The following is a 12,706-nucleotide window of genomic DNA, read 5'->3' as shown; positions in this document are numbered from 1 at the left end:
CTAGACTGCAAAGTCGGCGCAAACGGGCTTCTGCGAGATTTTTGGGGTCACTGAAGAGCTTCGCCGACGTCGAGGAGTTCGACGTACTCGGGACAACTCCCCAGCAGTCCTCCGTCTTCACGGTTAAGTCCGACGTTTCTTAGATCGCAGACGTTATCACCCGCTTCGAGAACGACGATGTAGCCGTGCCTGCCCAAGCTAAATGTGACACATTATTAATCCTATCCTAATTTTTCTATTGTTAGCTCAGTTTAGTGGTTATTTCTAGATAACAAACGCTCTTGTTTTTTCAGCAGGGCGGGGTAGAACACCAACAATAGAGGAACTATGTATCAAGACAGGTCGATCTCGCGGCGGCAATTGACAGTGTTGGAGGTCCTGGAAGCGTGAGAGAAAGGGAGGAGCTACATAATAGAACACGGCCAAAGAAAAAAGCTCCTTTGGCCGTTCAGAAGTAGTTAGTGTTTATTCTGAAGACGACGAGAAATTTCATCTAGTTTATGGATGATAGAAAATAATTGCTCGGAAGTAGTATCTAATTGCTCAGCGGAAACCGTTGATAATGAGACCTGTTGATCAATTTTAAGTAATTGATTGTTAATGTTCTGTAGGGATTGATAAATGTCTTTAGATGAGGCATTTGATTTATCGGCTAATTTACGTACTTCATTAGCAACAACGGTAAAGCCACGTCCGTGCTCTCCAGCTCTAGCAGCTTCAATCGCAGCATTAAGGCCTAGAAGATTGGTTTGTGTAGAAACATCTGCTACGAAGCCACTGAGTTTCTCAATCTCCTCATTCTGCTCCTTTAACACATTCATGGAATGAGCGATCTCACCATTGTATTCATATAGTTTGGTTGCGGAGTCGGTGAAGACGGAAGAGATTCTAAGCGCTTCCTGGGTTGTAGCTGTCAATTCGACTGCCATTTGCTCCATATTGAGGCGGTAGCTTACATTTTCACGCATCGTGTCACCGATATACTGTTCAAGAATAATTGCAGAATCAAAAAAAACTCTTTTGAAAAGAGCCTGAAAAAATGCAGCTGAGTTTTCTAGCGATTGAATTCTTTCTGAAAAAAGACGTAAATACAGTGAGTATCCACCCAAAAACCAAGAAGCAGACAATCCAATTCTCGCATGGGTTGTTCCAATTCGTTTTCGGCTGTTTACATATTCTTCATCAATAACATGAGAAGAAAGTGTTTCGATATACCAAATCTGCATGTTCTTTAATTGGTCCATTGTTACATTTGTACGAATCAATTGATCCAAGTTAGGATGTTTTTCCAATTCTTCATAAAAACAATCTACGATTTCTTTTGAGTGAGTGCTGAAGAACTCTTTGTGTGAATACAAGAGGTCTAAGTCTTCTTTTGTTAGGCCGTAGAACACCCTAAGTGAATTCCATTTATTATCCAATGCAATCATGATGCCAACCCCTATTTTCTTTATATGTAATGTAAAACTCTTTCAGATTCTAACAAAAATAAAATGCTAAATAATAATAAAATGTTAAATAAAAATGAAATATTTATGAACTATATACTGATTCGATAAATATGAGATGTTGAAGAAGGGCGTATCCCTGCAACTAAGAACATGGAAGATGTATGGGATTTGGGGGTTTTTGTTTGGGGTATTATTCAGAAAATTTGAAAATTGGAATTGGTTTTAGGCAAACACTGACTTATGATTACTTGCAAAAACGAGGTGAAACAAAATGAGTTCATCACGTCAAACCGGGATGTTTATCTATCCGTGGGATATAGCCGAAAGTGGTATCGAGGCTGTGATGCAAACATTGCAAGAAGCCAGATGCAATACAGCGGTGGTCAATAGCAGCTACCATCAGGGGAGATTTTTTCACCCGCGAAGTAAAACGTTTCGCAGGCTGCCGTTTTCAGGGGTATCGTTTACGCCCGAATGGTCGAAGTACAACCGTTTGCGCCCGACTGTACACGAGCCAATCGCACAAGCAGGCATTCTTGGCAAAATAAAGGAAGCTTGTGAGCAGGCAGGGATGGGGTTCCATACTTGGTGGGTTGGCCTTCACAATTCTACACTTGGCTTGGCTCACCCAGATCTTTGTGTGCAAAACATTTGGGGGGATACATACACATACGCGCTTTGTCCATCGCAGCCTGAGGTTCAGCATTACGCCATTGCCCTTTTTACCGATACGCTAGAGCAGGTCAAGCCAGAGCGGATTTTGATCGAAGCGACTGCCTTTTTGCCGGTGATGTGGCCTATACATTCCATGCAATCAAGCTTGTAGCGCCAGAAGCGACGTTGGGAGCCGCTTTTTCCTTGCATCATAACCAAATCCAGTCAGCAGTCGAGTTGGCAGCGAGGGTGAAAACAGCAATGGACGCAGGTGCTCAATCGATTGTTTATTACAATCTCGGTCTGTTAAATAACCGCAGACTGAACTGGATCAAACAGGCAAACCTTGCCGTTGAGGAGTGGAGATAACTTTTTCATTCACTTGGCGTATACCCCTATGCAACAAGGCCCACGGAACTTCGCGGGTCTTTTTTACTTGGGTGAAGCTGATGGACTGAAAATCATACTACAGTCCGACGCGCTTTCATAAAAAATGGTATGATTGTCATAGCGAACAGGAAAAAAGTTTGGTTCAGATTCTATTTGACCGGCAAATTAATCCTGCTTACAATAATATGATCGTTACCGTTTATGTAAAAACCGTCGAGTCGTTTTTCTGGAACAGCAGTTCTGATCAAAAGGGCGAAGACGTAAGGAAGGGAACAAAGGCGTGATTGTTACGACAGGACTTGAGCCGGGTGAAGAAACCTTGCGTCACGCAGCTGAATTGGCTAGTACATTGGGGCTACAAGTTGTGAATCGACGCGATTTTTCATTGGGTCAAATGCGCAAGCGATATGGGGTAGAAGAAGTGTTGGTGGTTTCCGCTCTCGGAGCACGTCTGGAAGTGCCGGGGAAAAAACCATTCTTTTTTCATCCGAACACATCTGCTTTTCGTATAAAGCGGCTCATGCGCGGCGATACTGATACTATGCTTGTTGCTTGCCAAATTCATCCAGGGGATAAAGTGCTGGACGCCACCTTGGGTCTGGGTGCTGATGCGATTGTGTTTTCTCATGCGACTGGTGCAAATGGGAAAGTTGTTGGCATCGAATCTGAGCGATTGCTAGCCATCTTGGTAGAAGATGGACTGCGGCACTGGTCATCCGATGCGGAAGAATTGGAGCAAGCGATGCGTCGTATTGAGGTACGATGTGGCAACCATCTAGAAGTACTGAGAGGACTGCCCACCCGTTCCTTCGACGTCGTTTATTTCGATCCTATGTTCGAGATAACTGTACAAAGCTCGTCGGGGATCGCTGGAGTCCGTGAGCTCGCCAATCCAGAGGCTCTTTCCGAGGAGGCTGTTTTGGAAGCGCAGCGTGTTGCGAGAAAACGTGTGGTAATGAAAGAAGGAAAAGAAGGTAGGATGTACGAGCGCTTTGGCTTTACGCCGTTTCGCTCCCGCGGCCAGCAGGTCGTGTACAGCTACAAAGAGATAGGTGGAGGGGAGTGACCTTGCAACAGAGAGAAAGGCTAGTTGTAATTATTGGCCCAACAGCGGTCGGCAAAACCCAGCTTAGTCTGGAGCTGGCCGAACAGTTCGACGGTGAGATTATTTCCGGAGATTCCATGCAAGTATACCGTGGGATGGATATCGGCACCGCAAAAGCAGAACCTGAGGAGCTTGCGAGCATACCGCATCACCTCATTGATATTAAAAATCCAGACGAGGAATACTCTGTTGCGATGTTTCAGGAAAGTGCCGCAGGGTTGATTTCAGACATCAACCAACGTGGCAGACTTCCGTTTATCGTCGGCGGGACAGGTCTGTACATAGAATCGGTTACTCATCGATTTCAGTTTTCCACCACTTCTCAAGACCCTGAGCTGCGTGATCGACTGCAAAGATTGGCTGACAGTGAAGGTGTGGAAGCACTACACGCCCGATTGGCCGATGTCGATCCGATTACAGCGGAACGATTGCATCCCAATGATGTAAAGCGGGTGATTCGCGCATTGGAGATTTATGAAAGCAGCGGGTACAAAATGTCCGACTTTCAGCTCCGGGCGAAGCATTCACCCTATGATTTGGTGATGATTGGTCTCACGATGGACCGCGCAAAGCTGTATGAACGAATCAACCACCGGGTCGAACTCATGATCGAAGCGGGACTGGTTGAGGAAGTGAGGGGGCTCTTGGATGCTGGTTACGACGCGTCACTGGTCTCTATGCAAGGCTTAGGGTATAAGGAGCTCATCCCTTACCTGTATGGAGAAATCACGCTAGAAAAAGCGGTGAACGACATACAGCAGCGAACGCGACATTTTGCCAAACGCCAGCTTTCCTGGTTCCGGCGCATGGAAGAAATTCATTGGTTTGACATGACCGATTCAGCCGAACAGAGGAATAACGTGGAAACTATCAAGCGAATATTGGCAGGAAAGTTTCAACAATTGCCGAATATATAACATACAAGTCCTTTTAGGGGGTAGTGTACATGAAACAGACGATCAACATTCAAGATACGTTCTTGAATCATTTGCGGAAAGAAAACATCGCGGTTACCATTTACCTTGTGAATGGATTTCAATTGCGCGGGTATATTAAAGCATTCGATAATTTCACGATTGTGATTGATAGCGAAGGCAAGCAACAATTAGTATACAAGCATGCGATCTCCACTTTCACTCCGCAACGCCCTGTATCGCTCATGTCTCAGGAGAACAACCAACAGTAAGAGAAGTAACACCAACAGCCAGGATACATGTGATCCTGGTTCTTTTTTATGATCTGACCCGAGTGTTGGAAATACCATCAACGTCCAAATCCAAAGTATCAATAAAAAAGCCCTGTCGCCGTTGAAGCGAACAGGGCTTTCACATTACTCCATGCAATGATTATTCGTGTAAATTTGGAACGTAATGCCGAACTTGTCCTTCACATTGCCGTATGCTGGGCTGAAGAACGTTTCTTGCAGAGGCATAATCACTTGACCGCCTTCTTGCAGGGCATTAAAAATCTTATGAGATTGTTCTTTATCATCGGTCGAGATGCAGATGGTCACTTGATCACCAGGCTGATGCGGTTGACCTGGAAAGATATCGGAAAACATCATTTCAGTTTCACCGACGCGAATAGTAGCATGCCCGATACGATTCTTGGCTTCTGCAGGTAATGGGAACTCCGGATTTTCCGGCATTTCACCGAAGGTTTGCTTGAATAGCACTTCAGCACCTAGCGCACCCTCGTAAAAGCTGATCGCTTCACTTGCAGTACCGTCCAAAACGATGTAAGGAATCAAACGCAATGCCATGTGTCAACATCTCCCTTGGTTTTCATATGACCAACTTGTCAAATCCACTTACTATTATTGCCCATAATTTGATTGTAATACACAGAACGTATGTTTGCAATAGGGGGATTGATCAGGATGCTGAAGAACTCCGGCGAACCATGACTACGTAACAGACAATGGCGCCGATTGTAGAAAGCGCAATGATGATCCCCATCGGTACTGCGGTATGCTCGCCACTGATTCCCACAAGTGGCGCAACAATTCCGCCGCTAATGAAGGAAAGTAGCCCCTGGAGAGCAGATGCACTTCCTGCCGCCTTGCTTTGATTTTGCATGGCAAGGGAAAAGCCTGTTGCGCCCACAATCCCTACACTGGATACGACAAAGAATAGGGGAACGAGCACAGCAATAAGCCCAGCTTGTAGGAGAATCATTGCCAGAAGGAGGATTCCGCCGACTCCCGCAATAGTAATCCCGGCAATGAACAAGGAAGTTTCTTTCACTTTACCTGCCAGCTTCCCAGTGATTTGACTCGCGATAATAATGCCGACACCATTAATCGCGAAAATCAGACTAAACGTTTGTGGAGACACTTCAAATATTTTTTGAAACACAAAGGGCGAACCGGCGATGTAGGCAAACATAGCAGCAGTCACCAGCCCCTGCGTCACGGCGTAACCCATGAAAACGCGATCCTTCAGCAAGGTACCAAAGGTCGCCAGTGTATTGCCGATTCCCGCTTTGGAGCGGCGATCTTGTGGCAATGTTTCTGGAAGAGCGAGCAGCACGACGAGAAACATGATAGCGCCAATCAGACCCAGTACGACAAACACGCCGTGCCAGGTCGTAAATTCCAGGATTTGTCCCCCTACGATAGGTGCCGCAATCGGAGCGATCCCGTTAATGAGCATCAAGAGAGCGAAAAACTTCGTCAGTTCTGTCCCTGCGTACAAATCGCGAACCGTAGCGCGGGCGATAACAATTCCAGCAGAACCAGCAAGACCTTGTACGAAGCGAAGTAAGACGAACGTATAAATAGAGGGAGCTACCGCACACAAAAAGGAAGAGACCGCATACAAAATGAGTCCAATAATCAAAGGGATTCTTCGACCACGTACGTCGCTGATCGGTCCTGCGAATAATTGACCGATGGACAGGCCGAGCATGCATGCTGTCAAACTAAGCTGGGTCATGGAGGTGCTCGTCTGCAAATCATCGGCAAGCATAGGAAGTGCAGGTAAATACATATCTAAGGACAGTGGGCCAAAGGCAGAAAGCGATCCTAGAATCGCAGCCATCCACAGCCGTCGTGATTTGTTGCCAGTCAGAGAAGAGGGATCAAGTTCTTTTGCCATATGATTCACGATAAGTTGTCAAACCTTTCTCACTTGTTTTTCCAGGAAAAAAGCTCTCTACAGCTCAGAAGTGGGTTGCGTATTTTGCAAGTAATATGCTTGAAGGTTGCTGTGCATGCGATCGAGCAAGCCACGCAATACATCCTTTTCTTCCTCTGAGAATCCGATGAAGCAGTTTTCCTCAATGACGCGTAATACTTCTTTGACATGCTTGGTAGCCATCCGACCTTTGTCGGTAAGATAAACGCGGGAGATACGTTGGTCCCGTTCGTCTTCTCTGCGCTCGACAAGTCCCGATTTGGCCATCCGATTAATCATGACGGTAAGCGTAGCGGGCTTTACCCCGATTTTTCGGGCCAATTCGCTTTGTATCATTCCATCCTTTTCAATCAAGCGCATCAAGAGAATGGGCTGGCCGGGATAGACGTCGTATTTCTGAATCAGAAATTCTACATTTTGCCGATGCATTTTCATTACATGCGATGCAGAATGGGTTAATGCGGTTGCATAACTGAACTCCACCAAAGTACCCCCAATGAATTAGTGTGCTAACGAATATTCTGTGAAAGACGCCCGTAAGTTCATGCCTTGTCCTATTATACAAAAAACGATTGGACTTCGTCATGAAAATGATTTGCATGTACGAGCTTTGGAAGGATACGCAGCATTCTTTGGAGAAGTAATCATGTCCTTGAAAATCGAAAGAACAGGTTAGGTGAGATCAAGATGATCCTGAACGAAAAAATAAAAGCGGCTGTCGTGCATGTAACAGGAGTAAACGGGGAAGATCTCGGAATCATCTCCACAAAAGAAGCGCTACAACTGGCAAAAGACCAGGGAGTGGACCTCGTCTGTCTTTCTTTGGCTTCAAGTCCGCCGCCTTGTCAGTTAGTGAATCGAACGAACTATAAGGAACAGGTTATCCAGGAAAACGCCAAAAACCGGAAAGCTGAAAAAGGCGTAAAAATAAAAGAAATTCGTCTAAGTGCCTACATTGAAGACCATGATTACGATACGAAAAAAAGACAGGCAGAACGAATTCTTTCATCCGGAGATGCCGTGCAGCTGACTGTAAAATTGGAAAAAAAGGAAAGTCAGGAAGCCAAGCGATTAATTGAGCAGCTCATCAAAGATCTGGCTCATTGCGGAAAACAGGATAAAGGGATTCAAGTAAGCGGCAAGCAGGTAGTTGCCAATCTATTGCCGCTCTAATCAAGAAAAGGAGTAAGCACATGCCTTTTACTTTTGCTCATCCGGCTATTGTACTACCGTTACGCAAATGCAAGTGGTTTTCGTTCTCTGCCCTTGTTTTTGGCAGTATGGCACCCGATTTTGAGTATTTTTTCCGGATGCAGCCATTCAGCGTGTACAGTCACACCATGCTCGGATTGTGGGTGGTTGATTTGCCCATCGCGATCCTATTAGCGTTTTTGTACCAATACGTGGTCAAAAAGCCGATGCTTGCACGGTTGCCAGAGTGGATGGGGCGAGGGCTGGACTACACAAACAAGGGAAGCAGAATGCCAGCGTGGAAAATGGCAATTGTATTTGTATACTCCGCGATAATCGGCAGTTTGAGTCATATCGCATGGGACGCCTTCACGCATGACGGTGGTCGTATGGTTGACCACTTCTTGTTCTTGCAACAATCCATCTCGTTCGCTTATTATCACGTGCCCGTTTACAAGCTGCTACAGCACAGTAGTACCCTTTTCGGCGGCTTGGCCATATTGTATGTGATTGGGCGAAGAGCGCGGAGAAACAGACAGATCGTCATGAGACAGGTACCTGTTTTGGAAAAATGGTTGTTCTGGTTCGGAGTGGGGTTATTTGGGATCGTGACGGTCTTTTTACACGCGTTTGTGGTAAAAGGAATTTCACCCCTCATCCATCCTTTGCAGCAAGTTGTCCCGTTTCTCTCGGGATCACTGCTTGGAATCGTGGTGTTTTGCTTCGCTTTGGACAGGCTCAGATTGAAAAAGTAGAATCCCTCAATAAGAGGGATTTTATTGTCTTTAAATGGAAAAATCCTCAGACTTCAAATTCATTAAATCATCACGGGTTGGGTCAGGAATTTTGAGCAATCTAACGGCTTGCACACGTATTGCCTTTTCAATATTATTTCGTACATATCTTGCATTACTGAAATTTACTTGAAACGGATCACTCGTTACTGTTAGCAGTCTTCTTCTCAGTTTTTCACTTGCTTCAGCAGAGATTCTGTACTCCTTGTTCTTTGCCATTACATTTGCAATTTCCATCAACTCATCCACCTCATAATCAGCAAAGTTGATGTGGACGGGAAAACGTGAAGGCAGTCCCGGATTTAACTCAAGAAATGTATCGATTTCATCGTTGTACCCAGCAATGATACAGACGAAATCATTGCCGAAGTCCTCAAGGCATTTTGTAAGGCAATCTACAGCCTCTTTCCCAAAGTCTTTTTCGCCGCCACGAGCTAAAGAGTAGGCCTCATCGATAAACAGTATTCCTCCCATGGCTTTCTTAACAAGATCACGGGTCTTTTGTGCCGTGTGCCCAATAAATTCACCAACGAGGTCTGCACGTTCAACTTCAGTTAGGTGGCCCTTCGTTAAAACACCCATTTCCTTAAAAATCTTTCCGAAAAGGCGGGCAATTGTTGTTTTCCCAGTACCGGGATTTCCTTTAAAAACCATATGAAAAACTTGCTTCTCAATTTTAAGCCCGTGTCGTTCCCTTGCTTTATTCATTTTGATGAGCGCATAAATTTCATAAATCGTTTTCTTGGCTTCATGTAAACCAATCAGGCTTTCTAGTTCTTCAAAAACAGTTGTTAAATTTGAACTCGACGTGGTACGAACTATTTCAGGTAAAGTATTTAGCTGTTTAACACTTACTGGACGATTGAATACAACTTGAATTCGATTATTACTACTTGAAGATTCGAGCACCTCAGTTTGAGGAATGGCTCCTGCTTGCTTCACATGTTTCACCTGCCTTGACCATCATACAGAAAGTATACTCAGGAACATCGGAAAACCTGCCAATTTTTACGCAAGAGATCGAATTGGAAAAGTCACTGGGCGAAATTGGATGTGCTCATTAAAATAAGAAAGGCACCTGATAAACAAGTACCTTGGGAAACTACTTGATTGCATCAAGAAGATCGTCTTCATTAATGGAAGGAAGTGCTTCTGATTATTTCCGGAAGTAATGGCGATGAAACAGGATATCAAGTTATTGGAGTGGTTTGTGGGCGTGTGTTAGCAAGGAGGTAAATCCTATGAAGAAAATAATAGAATACTTGATGATATACTCGCTCTCTGGGACTTTCTTGTTTTTCGGAAAAGTATTTGTTTATATGCTAGGTGATAAACATGCATTAGGAGATTCTGCGCCTATTTATTTTAGTTATTTTCTATTTTACATTGTGGCGCTCTATATCATATATCTTGGTGTCAAAAGGTTGGGGTTAAATAATCGAAGTAAGACAAATAAAGCACTCGATATCACCATATTTATTATCTATGTTACTTTAGTATATTTGATTGCAAATATGTTTATCTCAAAATACGTTGTCTACTTTGTGTAGACATCTTGATAAGTAAATATTATTCTGCAAATTAATGCACAAACGGGAGAAGTGAGTCATTTAACCAAAGAGGAAAGGTAAACGACCATTACTCCGCGATTGGTCAAGACCCCATTTAGTGGACATTGAAATAAGCCCTAGGCTATAAGCTGACGTCGGTATTCAACCGGCGTCAGCTTATTTAGTTTTCGTTGTGCTCTTTTCTCGTTATAAAAGAGAATAAATTCTTCTATTCGCCTTTGTGCTTCCTCTATACTTCGGATATCATAGGGATAGAGTGCTTCAACTTTCAGATGCGAAAAGAAGCTCTCCATAGAGGCGTTGTCATAACAATTGCCTCGGCGTGACATGCTGATTTGGGCTCCAACCTTTGGCAGCATGTCGTGGTAAGCATGGGACGTGTACTGGTACCCTTGATCGCTGTGAACGATCAATCCAGCCACGTCTTTTTGTTTTTCAAATGCTTTCTTGAAGGTTTCTAACACAAGTGGATTATCGTTACGCTGGCTTAGATGATAAGCGACAATCTCATTGTTCCATAGATCTTTTATAGCAGATAAGTAAATCCGATGGTCAAATACCCGAAACTGTGTGACATCCGTTACCCACTTTTGATTAGGCCCTTCCGCAGTGAAATTCCGTTGCAGCAAATTTTCCGTGATTCTGCCATCCGACACAGCCGTTTCATAACTGGTACGGTGGATGTATTTACGACGGATGATTGCCTGCATGCCTAGCTCCTGCATGAGACGTAGCACTTTCTTGTGATTTACTTTCAGGTTATATTGGCGGTATAACTCGTCCTGGACACGACGATAGCCAACCGTCTTGTCCCGTTCTTCATAAATGCTTCTGATTTTGCGTTTGAGATGTTCGTCGGGATCATCGTCCTTGCGTTTCACATACGCATAGTAACCGCTTCGGCTTATACCTAAACAAGCGCACAGTTCTTGAACGCTTCGTTTGTCCCTTAGCTCGTCAACGACGATGTGCTTGTTTTGCAACCCTCCCGATTCAAGATTTGTAACCACTTTTTTAAGACATCTACCTCCAGTTGTAGACGCCGAATTTCCCGGTCCTGCTCCGTTTCAACCCGATGAGGATTTCCACGCCCGTCCTTGAATGATGCATCTCCATTTTCACGATACTTTCTCATCCAAGTTCTGACGCGGTATTTATCCTGGACCCCTAGGTGTTCTGCAATCTTTCTGTAGCTCCATCCTTCTTCCACGTGCAAGCGAACCGCTTCTACCTTGAGTGATTCTGGATAATGTTTACATTTGTGTCCTTTCACTGCCATGACGAAAAGCACCCCCTAGAATTACATCGGATTAACCTAGGGGTTTTTCCAATGTCTATTCTAAGGGGTGCACTTCAGATGAAGAGTGATGGTCGTTCTGTTTTCTTCAAGGAATCCCATTCAAAATTCCATAATATGATATAATCTTCCAAAATAAAGGGCTTTACCAAACATGCGGAGGATTAAGATGGAACAAAAGAAATATACGGACGTCATACGTTTCGGACATCAAACGACAGAAGGTGTATTCAACGAAGGGAATTTCATTATTATTCAAGAAAAGCTTGACGGGGCGAATGCAAGCTTTCGATACGATGAAGAAACAAAAAGCATCCGGGCATTCTCTCGAAATCTGGAATTACACGAGGAAGAGAATTTGCATGGCTTTTTTCAATGGACACAACAGCTCCCAAAAGAGGAAGTCCTGGCGGGCATGGTTTATTTCGGAGAGTGGTTGAATCCGCATAAAATTAAATATCCTCAGTATGAAAAGCAGTTCTTTTTATTTGATCTATACGATACCGTAGCCTGCGAATATGTGGATTTCGCTATCGTGGAAAGGGAGGCGCAGCGACTTGGCTTGCATCTTGTACCGGTCTTTTATCAGGGGGAATATCACGGGGAAGAGCATCTCAAATCGTTTGTCGGCAAAACAGCGCTAGGTGGCAAGCTCCGGGATGAAGAAATCGGTGAGGGCATTGTCGTGAAAAATGCCGATTACCGAGATCGCTTTGGGCGACAGTTATTTGTTAAGATCGTCACGGATGTATTTAGTGAAGTCAAACGTCTAAAGCCACCGAAAGACCCGAATCAACCGAAGTCAGGAGAAGTGTTGTTCGTAGAGCAGTATGTAACGCGCGCGCGCGTGGAAAAGTTTCTTTACAAATTAATTGACGAAGGTGTAATGGAAGAGACCTTTGGTGTAAAAGACATGGGGGTTATCCTGAAAAATCTGAATCTCCGCATTCAAGAAGATCTCTTCAAGGAAGAGGCGGATTCCCTGCCTGATGGATACGATGAGAAGGAGCTCCGCAAAGCGATAAGCAAAGTGATTCCGCTTTTCGTCAAGGAGCTTTTCTTAGAGAAAGCGCCAGGTAACCCATGATACAAGTTGATTTCAGTTGGCATGCCCCG

At 44.5% G+C, this 12,706-nt stretch carries 16 protein-coding genes; 9 read left to right on the top strand and 7 right to left on the bottom strand.

Annotated elements, in window-relative coordinates; genetic code table 11:
• Nucleotides 1-458 precede the first annotated feature (458 nt).
• Entirely contained in the window at nucleotides 459-1,430 is a 972-nt protein-coding gene (locus tag BBR47_RS31820; protein ID WP_015891657.1) for a globin-coupled sensor protein, read from the bottom strand.
• A gap of 292 nt (nucleotides 1,431-1,722) precedes the next feature.
• Between BBR47_RS31820 and BBR47_RS16945 the strand changes: the two genes are divergently transcribed.
• The 5 genes from BBR47_RS16945 (at nucleotide 1,723) to hfq (ending at nucleotide 4,786) form a co-directional block, all read left to right on the top strand.
• Entirely contained in the window at nucleotides 1,723-2,277 is a 555-nt protein-coding gene (locus tag BBR47_RS16945) for a hypothetical protein (RefSeq protein WP_015891656.1), read from the top strand.
• A 32-nt stretch (nucleotides 2,278-2,309) separates the two neighbouring features.
• The gene (locus BBR47_RS31625; RefSeq protein WP_015891655.1) at nucleotides 2,310-2,474 is read left to right on the top strand and encodes a hypothetical protein; all 165 of its coding nucleotides are present in this window, start codon (nucleotides 2,310-2,312) and stop codon (nucleotides 2,472-2,474) included.
• Nucleotides 2,475-2,775: 301 nt separating this feature from the next.
• A complete protein-coding gene (locus BBR47_RS16940; protein WP_015891654.1) occupies nucleotides 2,776-3,561 on the top strand; it encodes a class I SAM-dependent methyltransferase in 786 nt (261 codons plus the stop codon).
• Nucleotides 3,558-4,517 carry a tRNA (adenosine(37)-N6)-dimethylallyltransferase MiaA gene (gene miaA, locus BBR47_RS16935; RefSeq protein WP_015891653.1) on the top strand — a complete coding sequence of 320 codons (960 nt, stop codon included), beginning with the start codon at nucleotides 3,558-3,560 and terminating at the stop codon, nucleotides 4,515-4,517. Before BBR47_RS16940 ends, miaA begins: the two co-directional genes overlap by 4 nt.
• Nucleotides 4,518-4,546: 29 nt before the next feature.
• A complete protein-coding gene (hfq, locus tag BBR47_RS16930) occupies nucleotides 4,547-4,786 on the top strand; it encodes an RNA chaperone Hfq (protein ID WP_007719110.1) in 240 nt (79 codons plus the stop codon).
• A 144-nt stretch (nucleotides 4,787-4,930) separates the two neighbouring features.
• Here the strand turns inward: hfq and BBR47_RS16925 are convergent, their stop codons facing one another.
• The 3 genes from BBR47_RS16925 to BBR47_RS16915 form a co-directional block, all read right to left on the bottom strand.
• Complete coding sequence (locus BBR47_RS16925; RefSeq protein ID WP_015891652.1) at nucleotides 4,931-5,362, bottom strand: VOC family protein; 432 nt, start codon at nucleotides 5,360-5,362, stop codon at nucleotides 4,931-4,933.
• A gap of 112 nt (nucleotides 5,363-5,474) precedes the next feature.
• Nucleotides 5,475-6,707: a multidrug effflux MFS transporter gene (locus BBR47_RS16920; RefSeq protein WP_015891651.1), complete on the bottom strand. Its 1,233-nt coding sequence runs from the start codon at nucleotides 6,705-6,707 to the stop codon at nucleotides 5,475-5,477.
• 48 nt (nucleotides 6,708-6,755) lie between these two features.
• A complete protein-coding gene (locus BBR47_RS16915; RefSeq protein WP_015891650.1) occupies nucleotides 6,756-7,223 on the bottom strand; it encodes a MarR family winged helix-turn-helix transcriptional regulator in 468 nt (155 codons plus the stop codon).
• Nucleotides 7,224-7,424: 201 nt separating this feature from the next.
• On the opposite strand from BBR47_RS16915, the gene infC reads away from it, so the two are divergent.
• Together infC and BBR47_RS16905 are read left to right on the top strand one after the other, a co-directional pair.
• A complete protein-coding gene (gene infC / locus BBR47_RS16910; protein WP_015891648.1) occupies nucleotides 7,425-7,910 on the top strand; it encodes a translation initiation factor IF-3 in 486 nt (161 codons plus the stop codon).
• Nucleotides 7,911-7,930: 20 nt separating this feature from the next.
• Complete coding sequence (locus tag BBR47_RS16905) at nucleotides 7,931-8,683, top strand: DUF4184 family protein (protein WP_015891647.1); 753 nt, start codon at nucleotides 7,931-7,933, stop codon at nucleotides 8,681-8,683.
• A 30-nt stretch (nucleotides 8,684-8,713) separates the two neighbouring features.
• On the opposite strand, the gene BBR47_RS16900 is transcribed toward BBR47_RS16905, so the two are convergent.
• A complete protein-coding gene (locus BBR47_RS16900) occupies nucleotides 8,714-9,664 on the bottom strand; it encodes an AAA family ATPase (protein ID WP_041749481.1) in 951 nt (316 codons plus the stop codon).
• 299 nt (nucleotides 9,665-9,963) lie between these two features.
• Between BBR47_RS16900 and BBR47_RS16895 the strand changes: the two genes are divergently transcribed.
• Nucleotides 9,964-10,272: a hypothetical protein gene (locus tag BBR47_RS16895; protein WP_041749480.1), complete on the top strand. Its 309-nt coding sequence runs from the start codon at nucleotides 9,964-9,966 to the stop codon at nucleotides 10,270-10,272.
• Between the two features lie 137 nt (nucleotides 10,273-10,409).
• On the opposite strand, the gene BBR47_RS16890 is transcribed toward BBR47_RS16895, so the two are convergent.
• Nucleotides 10,410-11,276 (bottom strand): IS3 family transposase, encoded by an 867-nt coding sequence (locus tag BBR47_RS16890; protein ID WP_162023112.1) that lies wholly within the window; start codon nucleotides 11,274-11,276, stop codon nucleotides 10,410-10,412.
• Nucleotides 11,243-11,572, bottom strand: a complete 330-nt coding sequence (locus BBR47_RS16885; protein WP_012686239.1) for a helix-turn-helix domain-containing protein — start codon at nucleotides 11,570-11,572, stop codon at nucleotides 11,243-11,245. The genes BBR47_RS16890 and BBR47_RS16885 overlap by 34 nt, the downstream gene beginning before the upstream one ends.
• A gap of 187 nt (nucleotides 11,573-11,759) precedes the next feature.
• On the opposite strand from BBR47_RS16885, the gene BBR47_RS16880 reads away from it, so the two are divergent.
• A complete protein-coding gene (locus BBR47_RS16880; protein ID WP_041749479.1) occupies nucleotides 11,760-12,677 on the top strand; it encodes an RNA ligase family protein in 918 nt (305 codons plus the stop codon).
• The last annotated feature ends 29 nt before the right edge of the window (nucleotides 12,678-12,706 follow it).

Source organism: Brevibacillus brevis NBRC 100599, from assembly GCF_000010165.1.
Lineage (GTDB): Bacteria > Bacillota > Bacilli > Brevibacillales > Brevibacillaceae > Brevibacillus > Brevibacillus brevis_D.
The sequence above is the reverse complement of the archived record's forward strand: the minus strand, read 5'-3'. Positions and strand labels throughout refer to the sequence as shown.

Excerpts from the sequence above, each read along its gene's own strand:
- BBR47_RS16925 (WP_015891652.1), bottom strand. The coding sequence starts at position 5,362 with ATGGCATTGCGTTTGATTCCTTACATCGTTTTGGACGGTACTGCAAGT.
- BBR47_RS31820 (WP_015891657.1), bottom strand. The coding sequence starts at position 1,430 with ATGATTGCATTGGATAATAAATGGAATTCACTTAGGGTGTTCTACGGC.
- BBR47_RS16880 (WP_041749479.1), top strand. The coding sequence starts at position 11,760 with ATGGAACAAAAGAAATATACGGACGTCATACGTTTCGGACATCAAACG.
- BBR47_RS16945 (WP_015891656.1), top strand. The coding sequence starts at position 1,723 with ATGAGTTCATCACGTCAAACCGGGATGTTTATCTATCCGTGGGATATA.
- hfq (WP_007719110.1), top strand. The coding sequence starts at position 4,547 with ATGAAACAGACGATCAACATTCAAGATACGTTCTTGAATCATTTGCGG.
- BBR47_RS16885 (WP_012686239.1), bottom strand. The coding sequence starts at position 11,572 with ATGGCAGTGAAAGGACACAAATGTAAACATTATCCAGAATCACTCAAG.
- BBR47_RS16905 (WP_015891647.1), top strand. The coding sequence starts at position 7,931 with ATGCCTTTTACTTTTGCTCATCCGGCTATTGTACTACCGTTACGCAAA.
- infC (WP_015891648.1), top strand. The coding sequence starts at position 7,425 with ATGATCCTGAACGAAAAAATAAAAGCGGCTGTCGTGCATGTAACAGGA.
- BBR47_RS16895 (WP_041749480.1), top strand. The coding sequence starts at position 9,964 with ATGAAGAAAATAATAGAATACTTGATGATATACTCGCTCTCTGGGACT.